The organism is Myxococcus llanfairpwllgwyngyllgogerychwyrndrobwllllantysiliogogogochensis (assembly GCF_006636215.1).
Lineage (GTDB): Bacteria > Myxococcota > Myxococcia > Myxococcales > Myxococcaceae > Myxococcus > Myxococcus llanfairpwllgwyngyllgogerychwyrndrobwllllantysiliogogogochensis.
On the sequence record NZ_VIFM01000206.1, the window covers coordinates 1 to 20,366 of the forward strand.

Sequence of the window (20,366 nt, forward strand, 5' to 3'; positions counted from 1 at the left end):
GGCCTCCGGGGGCGCCGTGCGAGGGGGCTCGGCGATGGCGACGCCGCGTGAGCGCAGCCGGTACAGCGCCTTCTTGGCGAGCTTGGCCAGGGGCTTCACCGCCGAGGCGGACAGGGCCTCGGGCAGCGCGACCTGGCCGTCGAGCACGGCGGCTTCGAGGAGCGCGGCGGCGAGGGGCTCCGGGAGGGCTTCCACGGAGGCCGGCGTCGCGGTGCCCAGGTCCTTCGCGAGCGCCCGCGCGGACTCCACCGCCTGGACGGGGAGGTCAGGCAGCGAGGTGCCGGCGCGCAGCGCGTCCAGCAGGGAGCGAGGGTCCAGGGCGGAGGATTTCATGCGGGCCTTGTAACGCGCGAAGCGGGCCCCGGGCATCGCACGGGCCGGCACGCCGCCCACTGGCCCACATTCGTGCTCGGCGCGGCTTCAGCGGCGGCGCACCAGCCAGCTTCGGCCCGACTGGCCCACCACCGTCAGCTCCGTCTGGAGTCGCGCGCCGAACACCTGCGAGGGGTGGACGCCGCGCACCACGAAGGTGTCGTACCAGGCCCCCTGCGTGTCCAGGTCCACGTCCTGCGGGCGCCACTCGGACGGGAAGGTGGGCGGCACCTCGTCGCGATAGCGCAGCGGCGAGTGCGGCGTGGAGGCGAACGTGAAGTTCGGCACGCCTCCGCGCTCACGGGCCAGCACCGCCGCGGAGTGGATGAACACGGGGAAGCGCACCACGCGCGAGCCCGGGTCATAGATGAGGCCCATGACACGAGGCCGCTGGGCGGTGGCCGCCACCAGCCCCTCCCACTCCGTCGCCTCGCGGGAGAAGGCGCGGAAGCCCCGGCCCAGCGTGAAGGCCAGCACCAGCGTGCAGGCCGCGGCGGCCCACTTGAGGGGCAGCCGCCACTCCGGAATCGTCGCGGGCGCGGTGGCCACCAGCAGCGCGGCGGCCAGGTGCGCGTAGCGCGTGTTGAGGTAGTAGACGTAGCCGCGGATATCGAACGGCAGCAGGAAGTAGAGCGCGAGCGCCAGCACCCCCAGCCCCAGCAGCCGCGCGCGTGCCACCGGACCTTGTGTGCCCGTGGGCCCCGGACGCACGAGCGCCGCCACCCAGCCGGCGAGCGCCACCGCGCCCACCGCGTACATCGCCCACCGGTCCGAACCGTCGCGCAGCGTGTTGGCGAGCACGTCGAACAGCTCCGCGCGGTTCTGCGCGAAGCTCTTCCAGCCCAGGTTCTGCGGGGAGAACGTCGGGCCCCACGCCTTCCAGGGCGCGCCGGGCTGGATGTCCGGCGGCTCGCCGAAGCGCAGCACCACCCAGCCCAGGAACAACGCCACGCCCGGCACCACGCCCAGCAACGCCGGCACGCGGGGCCGCAGCCGCTGCGCGAGTCCGCGAGCGGTGGCGTCCTCCGGCACGGCGGTGGTGAGCAGCAGCCATGGCAGCCCGAGCGCGAGGAACCCGAAGGCCTGGACATGGAACAGCAGCACCGTGACGAGGCAGACCGCCAGCGCAGCCGTCCAGCCTCGTCGTCGGGGCACGTCCTCCAGCGCCCGCACGAAGAAGCCGCAGCACAGCAGCGTCAGCGGCAGGGCCGCGCAGTAGTTGATGAAGCCCCAGCCGAAGCTGTCGCCGTACGCGAAGGGCAGGGCGAGCAGCGCGGGCCACGTGGGCCGGCCCAGCGAGCGCAGCAGGAAGCCCAGGCTCAGCGGCAGGCCCACCACGTACGCGGTGAGGAAGACGCGGTTGGCCAGGTCCAGCGGCAACAGCCAGTTCAGCGCGCTGACCAGGTAGTAGTAGCCCAGGTAGGGCGTCAGCGCGTGTCGTGCCTCGAACAGCTGGGGGTACAACGTGCTCGGGTCATCCAGCCGGTGCAGCACGGAGATGAGGTACAGGTGCTGCGGCAGGTCCACCATGGGCAGGTGGCGCGAAACCCAGAGGGGCAGTGCGCCCAGCACCAGGGCGGCGATGTGAATAAAGCGAGCGTTGGGGTTCGTCACGAGAGGTGCCGGACTGTATGCGCCGCTTCCCTGCCCGGCGAGCAACCGACGCGGGGCGTCTGGAGCAACGCGTCGGGGTAGACAAAGGTATGGCCGTCGACCTTGGCAGTCGACGGGGGCTGCGCTATAGGCGCCGATGGACGGGAGCCGAGGCCGAGAGTCTCCCGAAGGAGAGCATGCACATGACACGCAACGCGACGATGGTGGCCGCGGGGCTGCTGGCCAGCGGTCTGCTGCTGCTCGCTCCCCGCGCGGCGAGCGCCTGCGAGGCCCACGCCCAGGCCGCACGGGAGAAGTCAGCGGAGGCCCAGAAGCCGTCGCCCGACAGCGCCTCTCCGGAGGCGGCTCCCGCCCCCGAGAAGGCGCGGCCCACGGGCGGTGAGGTGGACCGTCCGCTGGACGCGCTCGACTCGCTGATGGCCGCCAAGTGCCAGTGTGGCAGCAAGGCGGACTGCACCTGCAAGAAGGGCTCGTGCGAGTGCTCCAAGTGCCAGAAGCCCAAGCGGCAGGTGATGGACGCGCTGCGCGGCCGTCCCGCCGAGCTGAAGCTGGACGAGGCCCGTCGCTACGACGCCTCCGCCGGCATCTTCATCTGAGCGACTCGGCGGAGCCCTTCTCCGCCTTGAGCACCAGCAGCGGCGGCAGGGCCACGCGCTCGAAGCGCACCAGTCCCGCCGCGCTGGTCGCCGCGCGCAGTGTCGCCTCCGCCCGAGGGTGAAGGCCCACGCGGCGGTGCAGGAATCCGGACGCGGAGCCCGGCGGCGCATAGGTGCTCGCCACCCAGCGGCCCCCCGGACGCAGCACCCGCGCCACCTCCAGCATCAGCCGGCCCAGGTCTTCCAGGTAATGCAGCGAGTCGGCCATCAGCACCGCGCCGAGCGTGCCGTCGAGGAAGGGGAGCGCGGGAGCCTGTGCCCGGAGGAAGTCCACCGTGGCGCCCGCCTCGCGTGCCTGGGCCACGCCTTCTTCCAGCATGGCGGGGGACAGGTCCTGGCCCGCGACGAGGGGAAAGGCCGGCTCTCGCGCGAGCCGCCTCGCCACCAGGCCCGTGCCGCAGCCCAGGTCCAGCACCGGTCCGTCGGGCGTGCCCAGCAGGCTGCGGTAGAGGAGGTACTCGCTGTCCGTGTCGAGCGGCTGGCGCAAGAGGGCGCGCTGGAGCGCGGGGCGCACATGACGCTCGTAGGAGCGCGCCACCCAGCGACTCTCCAGGCCCCGCTGCAGTCCTCCAGCGGAGCCATGCTCCAGCACGAGGTCCGCGACGCCCTCGGCCACCGGATAGCTGGCGCGGCACTCCGGGCAGCGCAGGGGGCCGAACATCAACACCGGCGTGGGCGCCTCGGGACGGAGGGCGCCTCTGCGGCAGCGAGGGCAACGAAGGAGCTGGACGAGCGCGTGCCGCATGAGCGGCGGAGGCTACCGTCCCCCGTCCGGCGCGAGAACCGCTTTGTATGCCGCGGACCGCTTCAGGCGGACGGGCCGCTCGGGGCCGCCGCCACCCGCTTGTCCTCGGCCACCAGGACGGGCCAGCCCCGGGCCATGGCCTCGCGGAAGAACACCGCCAGCTCCTTGCGGCTGTGGTTCACCGCGCCCTGGAACGGGTCGATGAGGGCTTCCTCGCCCAGGCTGCGGGTGGCGTTGAGCTCCACCGGCGTCCCGCACCGCTCGCAGCGGATGGACACCTGCCGCACCAGCGCCACGGGCACCGCGTACCGGGCACCGCAGTCGCCGCACTTCCACACCAGCGCGCGCTCGCCGGCCTCGCGACGGGCCAGGCTCTCCAGCTCGTCCGCGAGCCTGAGCAGCGCGGGCAGGTCCTGGGGCGGCTGGGCGAAGACGGCCGACGGACCGAACCCCGCCTCGGGGGAACCCAGCGTGGGAGGTCGGTCCCCCTGGAGCAGGGCGCGCATGCGGTCCTTGGCGCGGACATCGCGGAACTCGGCGCCCGCCAGGGCACGCTCCACCGCCTCATGGACCGGGGGGAGGTCCGGCTCGAGGCGCTCATCAACCGGCAGCGACTGGGGGTGATTCACCAGCCGGTGCGACGGGACTGCGAGAAATCGGAAGGCCACGGATGGCTCCATTGCACCCCGGCCTTTCCGGCGCAAGACGCGAGTTGGCAAATGTCCGCTGTGACGACAGATTCCGCTCTATCTGGACCACTCCAGCATGAGCTGCAACGGCGCCCGGGCCGCCTCGCGCAGGTCCTCCCGCATGGTCAGCTCCGGCGTCCGCTCCTTCATGCACTTCCAGAGCTTCTCCAGCGTGTTGAGCCGCATGTACGGGCACTCGTTGCACGCGCATCCGTTGTCGGGGGGCGCGGGGATGAAGGTCTTCTGGGGCGCGCCCTTCTTCATCTGATGGAGGATGCCCGCCTCCGTCACGACGATGAACTTCTGCTTCGGGCTCTTGAGCACGTAATCCAACAGCCCCTTCGTGGAGCCGATGAAGTCCGCGTGCCGCAGCACCGCCTGCTCACACTCCGGATGGGCGACGACCTCCGCGTCCGGATGCTCGACCTTGAGCCCCACCAGCTTCTTCTCGCTGAAGATTTCGTGGACGATGCAGCTGCCCGGCCACAGCACCATGTCCCGGCCGGTCTGTTTCATGACGTGGCGTCCCAGGTGCTGGTCCGGGGCGAAGAGGATCTGCCGGTCCCTGGGCACCTGGTTCACGATCTTCACCGCGTTGGAGGACGTGCAGATGACGTCGCTCATCGCCTTCACCGCCGCGGAGCTGTTGACGTAGCTCACCACGAAGGCGCCCGGGTGCTTCTCCTTGAAAACCTTGAAGGCCGCGGGCGGGCACCGGTCCGACAGCGAACACCCCGCCTTCAGGTCCGGCAGCAGGACCTGCCGCGTCGGATTCAGGATCTTGGCCGTCTCCGCCATGAAGTGCACACCGCAGAAGACGATGACGTCCGCTTCCGTGCGCTCCGCCGCCTGCGCCAAAGCGAGGCTGTCTCCAACGAAGTCCGCGACATCCTGGACTTCGCTCTCCTGGTAGTAGTGCGCAAGAATCACAGCGTTCATGGAACGCTTGAGCTCCTGGATTTCCTGCGCGTAATCCACCTCGGTGCTCATGGGCCCTCCTGGCCTGGTCGACATTTAACTCGCCCGCCGGTGCCAGGCCACCTCGTCGGAAGTTGGCTGCCGGGCGGACGGACGCCTGTCGCTGGCGCGCCCTGGGTCGACTCTGCCACCGTCCCCCTTCGTGCAAGAGCGGTGGATGGTCGCATCACCTGACGGCGCGGAGAGGGTAGACTGCGCGCAATCCTCCGGGTCGGCCCGGAGGGAGGCAGTCGCCTTGCTGTCAAGCTTGGACCAGCCACACATTCGGGGTCGAGAACACGCGATCGGCTGGTGGAGAGGGGGGCGGCACCGGACCTGTGGCCCGTGGGCAGACGATGGCTCTGCCCCTTCTCCATCTGAACGCCTTTCCCGTTGAGGAGAGAGCATGAGTGTCCCCACTCAGGACGTCCTGATTGTGCATCCGAACGAGGGCCGGCGCGCCGCGCTGGCCGAGGTCCTGGGAATTCACCGCGTGGTGGCGGTGGAGTCCCAGGTCGAAGCCACACGGAGGATGGAGTCCTCCGCGCCCACCCTCATCATCGCGCCCCCCGAGAACGCGCGGCGTTTCCTGAGACATGTCGACAGGGCCGCCCCGGAGGCCGTGCGCGTCTTCGTGTGCGCGCAGTCGGACCGCCAGGGACTGGAGGAACTCGTGGAGACGGCCGCGGAGGGGCACGTCTTCAATACGCTGGACGACAGTCTCACCATCCCCGAGCTGGGCCGGCGCATCACCAACATCCTCCAGCTTCGCGCCTCCGCGCGCGTCACGCCCAACTCGCGGATGGAAGCGGGCTTCCGGCTCCTGGGCCGGGGCTACACCGCGCGCTGTCTGGACGTGGGCAACTTCGGCGCCGCGCTCCAGGTCCCCATGGATGCGTCGGTAGGCGCCTTCCTTCCCGGCGCCGTGCTGGATGATCTGCACATCGAACGCGAGGGCCGCTGGGTCCTGAAGTCCCGCCGGGCCCTGGTGCGTCACGTCAGTCCGGTGCGCAATGGCGCGGAGCACGCGCTGCGGCTGGGGCTCTCCTGGAGCGGCTCGCTGGAGGAGACGTCGGCGGCGCCCCTCGCCGTGGTGCGCGACCCGGTGAGTGTGCTGGCCGCCCTGCGCAAGGCGGTCCGCCGGGGCTCCGCCCTGTGGGTGCACTACCCGGACACCCCCTCGGTGCAGTTCATCCTCGAGGCGCCCCTGGTGGACCTGGTCGACGGCCGCTCGGTGCTGAGGGGTGTCAACGTCGGTGGCTGCCCCATCTCCGCCGGCGACGTGCTGAACCTCTCCTTCGAGGTGAGCGGGCAGAGCTACCTGGGCGCCACCAGCGTCCTGCAGCGCGGGGAGGGGGCCGTCACCCTGAGCGTGCCGCGCACCCTGGGGGTGCAGAACCGGCGGGGCCTGCAGCGCTTCCGCCCGGGACCGGACCACCGCTTCCTCGTCTCCTTCAGCGCGCCGTTCAGCGGCAAGCGCATGACGCGCTCCGTGCTGGACATGAGCAGCCGCGGCCTGTCCTTCGCCATCGACGCCTCCTGCGAAGTCCTGCCCGCCGGCTCCCAGCTGGACATGTCGCTCTTGCTGCCCGACGGCAGCGAGGTGGCGTGTCGCGCGGAGGTCCGCTCGGTGGATGGGGTGTCCTCTGGTGAGGGCGCGGACAACCCGCTGCGGCCGTACCGCTGCGGTGTGCGGTTCCTGGAGGTTCCTCCCTCGGTCCGCAACGCGGTCCTCTCCGCCTTCATCTCCTCGCGCAACCAGACGGTGGCGGACGGCGGACGGTTCCCGTTCCAGGACATCTGGCGGATGATGGAGGCGGCCCACTACGGCTTCCATCCGGACTACCCCTTCGGGGGCGAGGCCAGATACCTCGACGACCTGGAGCGGACGCACCATCAGTTGTGCGCGTCCGGGGAGCTGGGCAGCTCGCTTGTCTACAACGACGCGGATGGCGTGCAGGGGCATGTCGCGGGCCTGCGCATCCACTCCCGCACGTGGCTGGTGCAGCACCTGGCGGTGCGGCCGGGCTTCCACCGGCAGGACCAGATTGCCCACGAGCTGTCCGCGCTGGCCATCGAGCTGGGCGAGGCCCACGAGGATATCGACTTCATCCGCTTCTCCTGGCGCGAGGACAACCGGTGGCCGAGCCGGCTCGGCACGTGGTTGCTGCGCGTCATGGACAGCCACGGGCTGAGCTGGCTGCGGCACTTCCAGTACATGCGCCTGGAGCTGGACGGCACGGAGCCTTCGCCCCAGGGCTCGCTGCCCGCGGTGCGCGAGGCGTCCGACGCCGACTGCGCGCGCCTGGAGTTCTTCCTGCGGGAGCGGGGCGAGGTGGTGCGCGTGCTCGCGGAGGACCTGCAGGCGGACCAGATGCGGCTGGAGGCCCTGTCGTCGCGCTACGCGGCCCACGGGCTCCACCGGGCCCGGCGCGTCTTCGTCGTGGATGGCGAGACGGGCCCGCTGGCCATCGCGCTCCAGGAAGAGGGCAGCCCGGGCATCAACCTCATCGAGAAGACCAATGCCTTCTGGTTCGTGGTGCTGGAGCCGGGGCACCCGGACGAGGCCGCCGCGGTGCGCGCGCTCATCCAGCGTTGCGAGGAGCACGCCCGGGAGCACGGACGCTCCGCCGTGGTGGCGCTCGCGGCCGACGAGGACCTCAAGGCACTGGAGGCCGCGGGCTTCACGTCCCACGGCCGCTTCTCCGAGTGGTTCTTCCACCGCTCCATGGTGCGCCGGTGGGTGGAGCTGTTCCGTTCCATCTTCGAGCGTGTCCAGCGCACGGGAGGAGAGGCGCGGGCTCGCGGCCGCGCGGCGCGGGGGAAGGCTTGAGCTACATCATGGAGTCCGAGGCGGAGACGCGCCGGCTGCTCCTTCAGGAGCAGGCGGACGACGCCCGCGCGCTGCTACTGGCCACCGGGCTGACGCCGGGGGCTCGGGCGCTGGATGCGGGCTGCGGCCCGGGTGGAATCTCTCGGACCATGGCGCGCATCGTCGGCGGTGAGGGCAGCGTCCTGGGCATGGACCTGAGCGACGTGCGGCTGGCCGAGGCCATCCAGCGCTGCGCGGGGCTGCCCCAGGCGCGCTTCATCCGGGGTGACATCCGCCGCACGGGCCTGCCCGACGCCGCGTTCGACTACACCTGGAGCCAGTACGTGCTGGAGTACCTGTCGGACCGGGACGCCGCCCTCGCGGAGCTCATCCGCGTCACCCGACCGGGCGGCCGCGTCGTGGTGTCCGAAATCGACGGTCAGGGCCTCAACAACTGGCCGCTCCCGGCGGGGCTGGAGGAGGGCGCGCGGTGCTTCGAGCGGGGGCTCGCCTCGCAGGGGTTCGACTTGTTCGTCGGGCGCAAGCTGTTCCAGTCCTTCCGTCGGGCGGGTCTGCGCGACATCCGGGTGCACGTGACGCCCCAGTATGTCGTCGCCGGCACGGCGGATGACCGTTTCCTGGCGGACTGGGAGACGCGCTTCGCGGCGCTGGCTCCCGTGGTGACGCCCGCCTTCGGCTCCGAGGTCGCCTATGGTGAGTTCTGCCAGGCCTACCTGCGGATGCTGCGAGATCCGGATACGCTCAAGTATTCGGTGCTGGTCGTCACCGAGGGAGTGCGTGCTTGAGCGAAGGGATAGGGGAAGTCATGTCAGGCGGGGGGCCGGAGACGCCCGACAATGCCCCCGAAGTCAGCGTGCGCACGACGTCCACGTTGCTGCTGTACTTCGAGCGCACGTACGGCGTGGAGCGGCTGCAGGCGCTGTGGGCCCGGCACGACATCCCGCTGTCGCTGGAGTACCTGCGCACGCACGCCAACTACATCTCGCTGCCCTTCCTGGAGCGGCTGTCCGCGCTCTTGATGAAGGAGTCCGGCGATGTGCACTTCATGCGCAACGCGGGTCTCTTCCTGGCCACGCCGGAGGCGATGGGCTTCGCGTTCTACCTGCTGCGGGCCTTCGGCTCGCCGCGCATGTGCTATCTGAAGACCATCGAGCTGGCGCCCAGCTACAACCGCGTGGGCAGCTTCCACGTGGAGTTCCTGGAGCAGAAGCAGCTGGTGCTCACGTACTCCAGCAAGACGCCGGAGAAGAGCCGCAACATCTGTGAGCTGCGCATGGGGCAGTTCGCCTCCATCCCCACCATCTGGGGCCTGCTGCCCGCGGAGGTTCGCGAGTCGGAGTGTCAGGTGCTGGGCGCGCCGGTCTGCCGCTATCACCTCTCGTGGGCGGACCCGATGTCGCAGTGGGGCCACCACCTGGGCCTCTTGCTGGGCACGGTGAGCGGGCTCGTCGTTGGCGCGCTGGGCTGGGCGCACCCCGTCTTCGGCGTGGCGTCGCTGGCCACCGCCGGCTTCTCGATGGGCGGCTGGCTGGACGGGCGGCGCGAGCTGAAGCGCAAGGACGAAGCGCTCCGCTCCCAGAACCAGGCCATCATGGGCTCGCTGGTGGAGCTGCAGCAGCGCTACGACGAAATCTTCCGCGCCAACGTGGCCCTCGAGGACCGCGTCGCGGAGCGCACCCAGGCCCTCAAGGAGGCCAACGGCAAGCTGGGCGACGCGCTCTTGCGCCAGCAGGAGCTGGACCGGCTCAAGAGCGAGTTCTTCGACAACGTCAGCCACGAGCTGCGCACGCCGCTCACCCTCATCCTGCTGACGCTGGAGTCGCTGGAGCGCCGGGGCGAGGAGAACAACCCGGAAGTGGTCATGCAGCACGTGGCCACCATGGAGCGCAGTGCCCAGCGCCTGTTGCGCCTCATCAACAACCTGCTGGACCTGGCGCAGCTCGAGTCGGGCAAGGCGCGCCTGCGCTACCAGCCGCTGGAGCTCAACGGCTTCCTGAGCACCGTGCTGCCGCCGTTCCATGCCATGGCGGAGCGGCAGGACGTCTACCTGCGCCTGGAGGGGCAGGAGGTGACGCCCGTGGAGGTGGACCACGAGCGCATGGACATCGTCTTCCAGAACCTGCTGTCCAACGCGCTGAAGTTCACCCAGACGGGCGGGGTGACGGTGCGCGTGCACGAGGACGACAAGGACGTGCTGGTGGACGTCGAGGACACCGGCCAGGGCATCTCCCAGCAGGACACGAAGGTCATCTTCGACCGCTTCGCCCAGGCGGACAACAGCGGCACGCGCCGCTTTGGCGGCACGGGCATTGGACTTGCGCTGGTGAAGGAGACGCTGGAGCTGCACTCGGGCGGCATCAGCGTGACGAGCGAGCTGGGCAAGGGCTCCACCTTCCGCGTGCGGCTGCCCAAGGGCCGCGCGCACATCCGCGAGGACCTGCGCGAGCGGCGCCGCGCGGAGATGCCGGTGCGCCGGGAGCGCCGCATCTCCGGCTCGTTCCCGTCGCTGGAAACGGGCGTACCCGACAACGGCCGCGCGTCCGTGGTGGCTCCAGCCAGGGACCACGCGGGGCCGGGGCCGGATGCGCCCCGCATCCTCGTGGTGGAGGACGACGTGGAGATTCGCGGCTTCATCGCGGGTCTGCTGAAGCAGCACTACCGGGTGATGGAGGCCGTCAACGGTGAGGAGGGCCGGCAGCGCGCCATGGCGGAGCGGCCGGACCTCATCGTGTCCGATGTGATGATGCCCGTGCTGTCCGGCCTCCAGATGCTGGTGGCCCTGCGCGAGCAGACCGCGACGGTGGACATCCCCGTCATCCTGCTCACCGCGCGGCAGGAGGTCTCCGCCAAGGTGGAGGCGCTGGGCACGGGCGCCAATGACTACCTGGGCAAGCCCTTCAGCCCGCGCGAGCTGCTGGCGCGAATCGAAACGCAGTTGCGCCTGCGCGAAGCGGCGGTGCGCTCCGCGGAGAACGAGCGGCTGGCGGCCATCGGCCTGCTGACGTCGGGCTTCGCGCACGAGGTGCGCAATCCGCTCAACGGGTTGATGAACGCGCTGACGCCGCTGAAGGAGGTGCTGTCGGACAGCTCTCCGGACGCGGAGATGAGCCGCGCCATGGTGGAGGTGATGGAGGAGTGCGGCCAGCGCATCCGCCACCTCGCCGAGTCGCTGCTCGCCTTCACCCGCTCCTCCGACGCGCCCATCATGCTGTCGCTGGACACGCTGCTGGACTCGACGCTCGGCGTGCTGACGTGGAAGGTGCCCTCGGGTGTCACCGTGGAGCGGGCCTACGAATGCACCATGCCCATCCAGGGAGACCCCGGCTCGCTCAACCAGGTGTGGCTCAACCTCCTGGACAACGCCTTGCGCGCCGTGGGCGAGCAGGGCCGCGTCCGAGTCGCCACGGCCTGCCAGGGCGACGAGGCCGTCGTCACCATCAGCGACAACGGCGTGGGCATTCGCGCCGAGGACATGGAGCGGCTGTTCCAGCCCTTCTTCTCCACCCGCGCCGCGGGCGAGGGGACGGGCCTGGGCCTGGCCCTCAGCCGGCGCATCATCTTGAGCCATGGCGGGCGCATTCAGGTCCGCAGCACGCCGGGCAAGGGCACTCAGGTAGAGGTGCACCTGCCCCTTCGTCCCCCAGGGGGACGCTCCTCGTCAGGCAACGGCTCCGAGGGGCAGGGTGAGTCGCGCGTGGGTCGGCTGGGTTGAGGTGCGGGCTTCACGACGCGCCCTGACGTGAACTGAGCGGGCCAGGGGGCTGGGGAATTCTCGGCCGCCCCTGTTGTCCACTTGCGCATAGCTGTTGCGCTGTCTGCTACAGTCAAGTGCTCTTTCAGTCACACCCGACCACCGAAGCGAAGGAAACCACGGCATGCAAGGAACCGTAGCCGCGGGCGCTGCCCGCCAGGGGCACCCGCGAGGGCTGTATCTCCTGTTCTTCACCGAGATGTGGGAGCGCATGTCGTATTACGGCATGCGAGGCCTGCTCGTCCTCTTCCTCACGAGCAAGGTCAACGGTGGGTTCGGGTGGACCACTGGCGAGGCGCTCAGCCTTTACGGGACGTACACCGGCCTGGTGTATCTGACGCCCATCGTCGGAGGCTTCATCGCGGACCGGTTCATCGGTCAGCGCAAGGCCGTGGTGCTCGGCGGCACGCTGATGATGATCGGCCACCTCGTCCTGGCGCTCCCCAACGTGACGATGTTCTACGCGGGCCTGGGCTTCCTGATTGTGGGCAACGGCTTCTTCAAGCCGAACATCTCCACCATGGTGGGCGGGCTGTATGCGCCGGGAGATGGTCGTCGCGACAGCGCCTTCACCATCTTCTACATGGGCATCAACCTGGGCGCGATGCTGGGCAACTTCATCTGCGGCACCCTGGGTGAGAAGTACGGCTGGCACTACGGCTTCGGCTCCGCGGGCGTGGGCATGTTCCTGGGCCTCGTGGTCTTCATGCTGATGCAGAAGAAGCTCTTGGGCCCGGTGGGCCTGGCGCCGGTGAAGCCGTCGCTGGAGGCGCGGGCCAACGGTACCGCGGAGAAGAAGGGGTTCTCCAAGGACGAGATTGACCGCATCGTCGTCATCTTCATCATCGCGGTGTTCGTGGTGGCGTTCTGGACGGGCTTCGAGCAGGCCGGTGGCCTGATGAACCTCTACACGAACGAGAAGGTCGACCGGACGATGTTCGGCTGGGAGGTTCCCACCACGTGGTTCCAGAACTTCAACTCGTTCTTCATCGTCGCGCTGGCGCCGGTGTTCGCGGGGCTGTGGAGCTGGCTGTCGATTCGGGGCAAGGCTCCGAGCATCCCGGTGAAGATGGGCCTGGGGCTCGTCTTCCTGTCCACGGGCTTCGTCTTCATGCTGGGCGCGTCGAGCCAGAGCGCGACGATGGGCAAGGCGGCGGCGCACTGGGTCATCCTGGCCTACCTGTTCCACACCATGGGTGAGCTGTGCCTGTCGCCGGTGGGTCTGTCGATGGTGTCCAAGGTGGCGCCGGCGCGCATCGTCTCCGCGATGATGGGCGTGTGGTTCCTGGCGAACGCAGCGGCGAACAAGCTCTCCGGCGTCATCGGCGCGTACTCGGAGAAGCTGGGTGAGTTCGACGTGTTCCTCTACATCAGCCTGGGCACGGGCCTTTCGGGACTCATCCTGCTGGGCGTGGCGCCCATCCTGAAGCGGATGATGCACGGCACGGACGAAGAGAAGCCGCCCGCGCCCCAGGGCGCGTCGACGCAGGATGGTTCCTCGGTGGCCGCGGCCTGAGTCCAGACGACGAGAGGCGCGCTCCCTGAGGGAAGCGCGCCTCTTCGGGTGAAGAACCTGACGCCGGAGCTCCTCTCGGATTCGAGGGCTCCGGCGTTGCTCTTTTCTCAGGCCGACCGGGCGGTGATTCCCGCGGCGTTGCGCTCCTCGGTGGGGAGGGGCGCGGACGTCTGGAAGTAGTCGCGCACCACGTAGCGGCGGGCGACCAGCGTCATCCCCACGGCGGCGATGAGCGCCATGCCCGCGTAGAAGAAGAACTGCCCGGAGCCGGAGAAGATGTTGAGCGCCGCGGAGATGGCCACCGCCACGTTGGCCAGCGTGTTCGTCACCAGCCACACGCTCTGGATGGTGCCCTTCATCTCCCGGGGCGCCTGCGTGTACGCGAACTCCAGGCCCGTGGTGGACATGAGGATTTCGCCCAGCGTCAGCACGATGTACGGGAGTATCTGCCAGGAGATGTTCAGCACCGTGCCGCTCTCCATCGCCACCTGGAAGAAGCCGGCGATGATGAACGACACCGCGCCGAACACGAGCCCCAGCGGCATGCGCCGGAGCGGCGTCAGCTCCCAGCCGGAGCGCTGGAACAGCGGGTACACCACCGCCGTCAGCAGGGGGATGAGCAGCATCACCAGCAGCGGGTTGATGAACTGCATCTGACTGGGCTGGAAGGCGAACCCCAGGATGTTCAGGTCCATGGAGCGCGCCTGCACCACCCAGGTGGACGCCTTCTGGTCGAACAGCATCCAGAAGAACGGCACGAAGGGCAGCATCAGCCCGCTCACCCGGAACACCGCCTTGACGCCCTCCACCGACTCCGAGGGGTGCGCCGCCTTGGCGCCGTCCAGCCAGTGGCCGCCCTGGCCCCGGTTTTTCAGCGCGCTGCCCACCACTTTGAAGAACGAGTGCGGGTTGGCCCCCGTCGGCGGGACGATGACGTAGTGGCGCCGGCCCAACCAGAAGATGATGGTCGCGATGAACATCAACACGCCGGGGATGCCGAACGCGACGGCCGGCCCGAAGTTCTTGAGCAACAGCGGGATGAACAGCGACGCGAAGAACGAGCCGAAGTTGATGGTCCAGTAGAAGATGGCGAAGAGCTTCTTCACCAGGTGGCTGTTGGACTCGTTGAACTGGTCGCCCGCCATGGCCGCGACGCACGGTTTGATTCCGCCGCTGCCCACCGCAATCAGCGTCAGGCCCGCGAAGAAGCCCGTGGCGTTGTTCTCGAAGATGGCGAGAAACGCGTGGCCCACGCAGTACACGATGCTCAGCCAGAGGATGGTGCGGTACTTCCCGAAGAAGCGGTCCGCGAGATAGCCACCGATGAGCGGGAAGAAGTACACCCCCGCCATGAAGGTGTGCATCAGGCTCTTGCCCTGTGCCTCGCGCAGCCCTGAGTCGGGCACCGCGTTCTTCAACAGGTAGTCGATGAGGAACACCGTGAGGATGTTCCGCATCCCGTAGAAGCTGAAGCGCTCACACGCCTCGTTGCCGATGATGAACGGTATCTGCGGCGGGAACTTGTTGTTCTGCGCGGCGGGACTCTCAGCCATGAGGCGGGGTGCTCCCTGGTGGAGAAAGGTGGGGGCTCCAAGAAGACAAGAGGCCCAACCCTACCCAACGCGGGGCCCGGACTCCACCGAAGCCCCTCGCGGCACGTCCTCTCGTCCAGGCGGGCGGCCCTCTCCTCCACGGAGGGGCGACCTCCAACCCAGCCTCGCGGTCCGCCTGCCTTCAACCCGTGCGGGCCACGTGCTTCACGCTCCGCTTCGCAGTCCCACCGGAAATCTCCCGTCTGCCCAAGGCCCCGTTCCGGTGACAGTGCGTCTTTATTGATACACCTTAAGCGGGCTGGGCTGGTTTGACAGGAATTGATAAGGCCCTAGAATGCAACAGGCGTTGTCAATGATTTCGAGGCTCACACCCCACCTGTGAAGTCTTCCTCCAAGGTGGACGGGGGGTTGGGGGTGAATGAAGGCACCCTCAGCCCCCCGCTCCATGTTTTGGATGCGGTGGGAGTGCTCAGCCCGGTGCGGCGTGCTGCACGGGCGTCGAGCCATCCACGCGCTTGCCGACGCGAGCGCGCCGGCTCTTGCCCAGCACGTGCGCCAGGTAGCGGCCGGTGTGGCTGCCCTGAACCTTGGCGACGCTCTCCGGGGTGCCCACTGCGAGCACCTGGCCGCCGCCCGCGCCGCCCTCGGGGCCCATGTCGATGAGCCAGTCCGCGCTCTTGATGACATCCAGGTTGTGCTCGATGACGAGCACGCTGTTGCCCGCGGCCACCAGCCGGTTGAGCACGGACAACAGCTTGCGGATGTCCTCGAAGTGCAGGCCGGTGGTGGGCTCGTCGAGGATGTAGAGCGTGCGGCCGGTGGCCACGCGCGCCAGCTCTCGCGCCAGCTTGATGCGCTGGGCCTCGCCACCGGACAGGGTGGGGGAGGGCTGGCCCAGGCGGATGTAGCCCAGGCCCACGTCGCCCAGCGTCTGGAGCACGCGCATGAGGTCCTTGTGCGCGGAGAAGTGCTCCATGGCCTCGCGCACGCTCATGTCGAGCGTCTCCGCGATGTTCTTCCCCTTGTAGCGCACGCGCAGCGTCGCCTCGTTGAAGCGCTTGCCGGCGCACACCTCGCACGGCACGTACACGTCCGCCAGGAAGTGCATCTCCACCAGCTTGACGCCGTCGCCCTCGCACGACTCGCAGCGGCCGCCCTTGACGTTGAAGCTGAAGCGGCCCGGGCCGTAGCCGAACGTGCGCGCCTCCGGCGTCATCGCGAACACTTCACGGATGGCGTCGAACAGCTTGGTGTACGTGGCGGGGTTGCTGCGCGGGGTGCGGCCAATGGGCCGCTGGTCGATGTCGATGACCTTGTCCAGGTGCTCGAAGCCCAGCACGGCCTTGTGCTTCCCGGGAGACTCGCGGCTGTCGTACAGGTGCTTGGCGAGCGCGGGGTAGAGAATCTCGTTGATGAGCGTGGACTTGCCCGCGCCGGACACGCCGGTGACGGCGGTGAAGATGCCCAGCGGAATCACCGCATCCACGTCGCGCAGGTTGTTCTCCTTCGCCCCTTGAATCACCAGCTGGTGCTTGGGATTGGGCGCGCGGCGCTGCTCGGGGATTTCAATCTCCAGCCGCCCGGACAGGTAGCCGCCGGTGGTGCTGTTCTCGTCCGCCATCACCTGCTTCGGCGTGCCCTGGGACACCACCTGTCCCCCCAGCTCGCCGGCGCCCGGGCCGAAGTCCACCAGCCAGTCCGCCTCCTCCATCGTCTCCTCGTCGTGCTCCACGACGATGACGGAGTTGCCCAAATCCCGCAGGCGCTTGAGCGTCGTCAGGAGCTTGCCGTTGTCGCGCTGGTGCAGGCCGATGGAGGGCTCGTCCAGGATGTAGATGACGCCCGTCAGCTCGCTGCCCATCTGCGACGCCAGCCGGATGCGCTGGCTCTCGCCGCCCGACAGCGTGGACGCGGTGCGGTCCAACATCAGATATCCCAGGCCCACGTCGACCAGGAAGGACAGGCGACTGCGAATCTCCTTCAAGAGCTCCGTGGCGATCTTCCGCTCCTGCGCCGTCAACCCCAGCTCGCCCAGGAACCCGAGCGCGTCGGAGATGGTCAGCCGGCTCAGGGCGACAATCGAGTGCCCGTGCACCTTCACCGCGCGGCTCTCCGGCCGCAGGCGCTCGCCCTTGCAGGAGGGGCAGGGCTTGTTGCTGAAGTACTTCTGCAGCTCGGTGCGCCGGGCCTCGGACGTGGTCGTCTTGAAGTTGCGCATCAAGCGCTCGACGAGTCCTTCCCACTCCATCTTGTACTGGCCGTTCTCGCCCCACTCGACGGTGAAGCTCTTGCCCTTGCCGCCGTTCATCAGCGTGTCGCGCTCGCGCTTGGACAGCTTCCCGTAGGGCACGTCCAAATCAATCTTGAACGCCTTCGCCAGGCTCTCCACGAAGTCCGCCGTCCAGCCCTCGCCGCGATTCATGCCGCTGGCCCAGGGTTCAATGGCGCCGTCGCGGATGCTGCGCGACGGGTCCGGGACGATGAGGTCCGGGTCCATCTCCGGCCGGGTGCCCAGGCCGTTGCAGTCCGTGCACATGCCCAGCGGGTTGTTGAAGGAGAACGACGCGGGCGTCAGGTCGCCAAAGGAGATGCCGCAGGCGGGGCACGCGTTCAGCTCGCTCATCACCCGGTCCGACGTGGACGCGCCCGCCTCGTCGGTGATGATGAGGGTGCCCTTGCCCTCGCGCAGCGCCGTCTCCACCGAGTCGGTGAGTCGCGTCTTGATGTCCGGCTTGAGCACCAGCCGGTCAATGACGAGCTCGATGTCGTGCTTGGACTTCTTGTCCAGCTCGACGCGCTCCTCCAGGCTCTTGAGCTTCCCGTCGATGCGGGCGCGGGCGAAGCCGCGCTTCTGTGCCTCGGTGAGCAGGTCCTTGTGCTCGCCCTTGCGGTTGGTGACCAGCGGCGCCAGCACCTGCACCTTGCTGCCCGCGGGCATCTTCAGGATTTCGTCGACGATCTGCTGCGCGCTCTGCTTGCCCACCTTTCGGCCGCAGTTGGGGCAGTGCTGCACGCCGATGGAGGCGTAGAGCACGCGCAGGTAGTCGTGCACTTCCGTGACGGTGCCCACCGTCGAGCGCGGGTTGTTGCTCGCCGCCTTCTGCTCGATGGAGATGGTGGGCGACAGGCCCCGGATGGTGTCGTACTTGGGCTTCTCCATCTGCCCGAGGAACTGGCGGGCATAGGCGGAGAGGCTCTCGACGTAGCGTCGCTGACCTTCCGCGTAGAGCGTGTCGAAGGCGAGCGAGCTCTTGCCGGACCCTGAGACTCCCGTGAAGACGACGAGCTTCTTCTTCGGGATGTCCAGGGAGACGTTCTTGAGGTTGTGCTCCTTGGCGCCTCGGAGGGAAATGACGTCGGGCTCGGACATGATGGGCGGGCGATTTACCACTGAATAGGTGTTCCGGTAGTGGGAAAACTCGTGACGGTGGGTGGATGGTCGTCAACGCGCGGCGTTGCGCCGCCACTCCCACCCGAGGCCGGCCTCCAGGCGTGCGGCCCGAGAGCACTGGAGGACGGCGGGGGAATCCGATAGAGGGGGCGCCCTCCATGACACCCCGCTGGGTCCTCCCCGTGCGCTTCCGCGGCACGCCGCTGCTCGTCTTCTCGAGCGTGCTGTTCGCGGTGATGGCGCTGTGTACCCGCCTGCTCTCCGGCCGCCTGTCTCCAGGCCAGGTGGCGTCCGGCCGCTTCCTCATCGGCCTGCTCTTCCTCGCCATCTACTATCCGGTGATGGGCCGCGGGCCCCGCTTCGGTCGCCTGCCGCTGTGGTGCTTGCGCGGCATCTTCGGCGGCGCGGCCGTCTATCTGTACTTCGTCGCCATCGACCGGATGACGGTGGGCCCCGCGGTGCTGCTCAACGCGTGCTGGCCCATCTACGCGGCCATCATCGGCTGGGCCTTCTTGAAGGAGCGGGTGACGGGCCCCCTGCTCGCGGGACTCTTGCTCACCACGGTGGGCGCGGGGCTCGTCATGTGGAGCACGATGGACGGCGGCGTGTCGCTGACCCTGGGCCTGGGCGCGTGGGCGGGCATGGGCTCCGCGGTGCTGGGCGGCGCGGCGGTCGTCGTGGTGCGCGCGCTGCGCCACGAGACGGACGCGGCCACCGTCTTCCTCTCCTTCTGTCTGTTCGGCCTGCTGTTCAGCCTGCCCTTCGCGCTGCACGACTGGAGGCCGCTCGGCTGGGATGTCGCCCTTCCTCTTCTGGGCGTGGGTTTGACCTCCGTGGTGGCACAGATGACCTTCACGTATGCGTTTGGCTACGTCACCGCGGTGGCCGGCGGCGTCGCCACGCAATTGACGCCCGTCTTCTCCTGGGTGCTGGGCGCGGTGCTGCTGGGCGAGGCCGTCTCGCCGCTGGCCGTGACGGGCGCCCTGGTGTGCATGGCGGGCGTTCTCTGGGGCACGGGAATGCTGGACCGCTGGCGCTCCGCGTCGGCCCGCACCGCGACTTGAGCCCCGGATGGGTGGCGGTTTCTCCTGACTGTTACCCGCCGTTCCTGAAGGAATTCCAGTCCCACCTGCTCTGTGGGAAATGTTGTTCCCACGTCGGGGAAGGACCTTTCCCAGGCAGGCCCACGGCTTGCCACGTTGGCCGGTGGACTTCGGACCCCTCTTTGGTCCGGGCACTCGGGTTGCAAAGCGCCCCCTCCGCCGGAATCGCGGGGTGCGAGGCCGCGCGGGATCCGGGCTTGGGGAGTCGTGGGGAGGCAGGCATGCGACGTGTGTTTTGGGTGGCGTGGGTGGCGGCGGCGTTGGTCTTTGGGATGGGCTGTGAGCGCCCGTCCTCGCAGAGAGCGAAGAGCGCCTTCGTGGTGCGCCCCGAGACCATCGACTTTGGCCCCGCGGCGCTGGGTCGCACCAAGAGCTTCAAGCTGAAGGTGACCAACGCTGGCCGCGCGTCGTACCGCGTGGAAGGCGCCGTCTCCAGCATCCCCAACGTGTCCGTGCCTCCGTTCGAGCCGTTCACCCTGGGCGCGGGGGCGGAGCGCGAAATCGAGGTTCACTTCAAGCCGGACGTCGAAGGCTCCGTGCAGGGCTCGCTGGAGCTCCTCACGGATGCGGACTCACAGGGCGAGGTGCCGGTGTCCGGGCGGGGCGTGAAGGCCTTCCTGGAGGTGCCCGACACGGAGCTGGACTTCGGCAACGTGTCCATGGGCTTCGTGGAGATGCGGCAGGTGACGGTGCGCAACACGTCGGACGTGGACACGGCGCTGGGCCTGTCCGTCCAGGGCGCGGACGCGGACCAGTTCACCGCGGAGCGCGGCGAGCCGGAGATGCTGGCCCCCGGTGAGCAGCGCGTGCTGTCGGTGGCCTTCGCGCCTCGGCGACTGGGCTTCGCGACGGCGGAGCTGCGTGTCGTGGTGTGCGAGGGCTGTGAGCCGGCCGTGGTGCCGCTCAAGGGCATGGGCGTGGCCTCCAAGCTGGAGGTGACGCCGCTGCGCCTGGACTTCGGGCGCGTGGCGCTGGGGGCCAGCGCGGAGCAGTCCATCACCGTGCGCAACCAGGGCACGGAGCCCCTGCGCTGGTCGGGCGTCGACCTTCAGGCCAATCCCGGCGGTGTCTATCGCGTGGTCAGCGAGCCGGTGCTCAGCGGTGGCATCCTGCCCCCGAGCGCCAGCGTGGAGGTGCGCGTGGCCTTCACGCCCGTGGTGCTGGGGCGCGCGGGTGAGGGCCGGGT

General features: G+C 69.0%; 13 protein-coding genes and 1 pseudogene. 7 read left to right on the forward strand and 7 right to left on the reverse strand.

Translation table 11 applies throughout. The features are described from left to right. Positions 1–333: pseudogene (locus FJV41_RS35660) on the reverse strand (hypothetical protein); the annotation flags it as partial. Between the two features lie 87 nt (positions 334–420). Next, the gene (locus tag FJV41_RS35665) at positions 421–1,986 is read right to left on the reverse strand and encodes a hypothetical protein (protein ID WP_141647072.1); all 1,566 of its coding nucleotides are present in this window, start codon (positions 1,984–1,986) and stop codon (positions 421–423) included. A gap of 182 nt (positions 1,987–2,168) precedes the next feature. Here FJV41_RS35665 and FJV41_RS35670 point away from each other — a divergent pair, with 182 nt between their 5' ends. Continuing rightward, positions 2,169–2,582 carry a metallothionein gene (locus FJV41_RS35670; protein WP_141647073.1) on the forward strand — a complete coding sequence of 138 codons (414 nt, stop codon included), beginning with the start codon at positions 2,169–2,171 and terminating at the stop codon, positions 2,580–2,582. On the opposite strand, the gene FJV41_RS35675 is transcribed toward FJV41_RS35670, so the two are convergent. The 3 genes from FJV41_RS35675 to nadA form a co-directional block, all read right to left on the reverse strand. Further along, the gene (locus tag FJV41_RS35675) at positions 2,575–3,387 is read right to left on the reverse strand and encodes a class I SAM-dependent methyltransferase (protein ID WP_174454912.1); all 813 of its coding nucleotides are present in this window, start codon (positions 3,385–3,387) and stop codon (positions 2,575–2,577) included. The genes FJV41_RS35670 and FJV41_RS35675 overlap by 8 nt on opposite strands. A 62-nt stretch (positions 3,388–3,449) precedes the next feature. Further along, positions 3,450–4,055 carry a zinc ribbon domain-containing protein gene (locus tag FJV41_RS35680; RefSeq protein ID WP_141647074.1) on the reverse strand — a complete coding sequence of 202 codons (606 nt, stop codon included), beginning with the start codon at positions 4,053–4,055 and terminating at the stop codon, positions 3,450–3,452. Between the two features lie 78 nt (positions 4,056–4,133). Next, positions 4,134–5,066, reverse strand: coding sequence for a quinolinate synthase NadA (gene nadA / locus FJV41_RS35685; RefSeq protein ID WP_141647075.1), 933 nt, complete (start codon positions 5,064–5,066; stop codon positions 4,134–4,136). 373 nt (positions 5,067–5,439) lie between these two features. Here nadA and FJV41_RS35690 point away from each other — a divergent pair, with 373 nt between their 5' ends. The 4 genes from FJV41_RS35690 (at position 5,440) to FJV41_RS35705 (ending at position 13,133) form a co-directional block, all read left to right on the forward strand. Then, positions 5,440–7,866: a PilZ domain-containing protein gene (locus tag FJV41_RS35690; RefSeq protein WP_141647076.1), complete on the forward strand. Its 2,427-nt coding sequence runs from the start codon at positions 5,440–5,442 to the stop codon at positions 7,864–7,866. Next, on the forward strand, positions 7,863–8,651 hold the full coding sequence (locus tag FJV41_RS35695) for a methyltransferase domain-containing protein (protein ID WP_174454914.1): 789 nt from the start codon (positions 7,863–7,865) through the stop codon (positions 8,649–8,651). The genes FJV41_RS35690 and FJV41_RS35695 overlap by 4 nt, the downstream gene beginning before the upstream one ends. 20 nt (positions 8,652–8,671) lie before the next feature. Beyond that, complete coding sequence (locus tag FJV41_RS35700) at positions 8,672–11,578, forward strand: ATP-binding protein (protein WP_141647077.1); 2,907 nt, start codon at positions 8,672–8,674, stop codon at positions 11,576–11,578. A 163-nt stretch (positions 11,579–11,741) separates the two neighbouring features. Then, the gene (locus FJV41_RS35705) at positions 11,742–13,133 is read left to right on the forward strand and encodes a peptide MFS transporter (protein ID WP_141647078.1); all 1,392 of its coding nucleotides are present in this window, start codon (positions 11,742–11,744) and stop codon (positions 13,131–13,133) included. Between the two features lie 107 nt (positions 13,134–13,240). Here FJV41_RS35705 and FJV41_RS35710 read toward each other — a convergent pair whose 3' ends face one another. Next, positions 13,241–14,686, reverse strand: coding sequence for a POT family MFS transporter (locus FJV41_RS35710; RefSeq protein WP_141647079.1), 1,446 nt, complete (start codon positions 14,684–14,686; stop codon positions 13,241–13,243). Positions 14,687–15,155: 469 nt separating this feature from the next. Beyond that, entirely contained in the window at positions 15,156–18,056 is a 2,901-nt protein-coding gene (gene uvrA / locus FJV41_RS35715) for an excinuclease ABC subunit UvrA (RefSeq protein ID WP_141647080.1), read from the reverse strand. 179 nt (positions 18,057–18,235) lie between these two features. On the opposite strand from uvrA, the gene FJV41_RS35720 reads away from it, so the two are divergent. Together FJV41_RS35720 and FJV41_RS35725 are read left to right on the forward strand one after the other, a co-directional pair. Continuing rightward, the gene (locus FJV41_RS35720) at positions 18,236–19,141 is read left to right on the forward strand and encodes a DMT family transporter (protein ID WP_141647081.1); all 906 of its coding nucleotides are present in this window, start codon (positions 18,236–18,238) and stop codon (positions 19,139–19,141) included. 260 nt (positions 19,142–19,401) lie between these two features. Next, positions 19,402–20,366: choice-of-anchor D domain-containing protein (locus tag FJV41_RS35725; protein WP_141647082.1), on the forward strand; the 965-nt coding region annotated here is incomplete at its 3' end.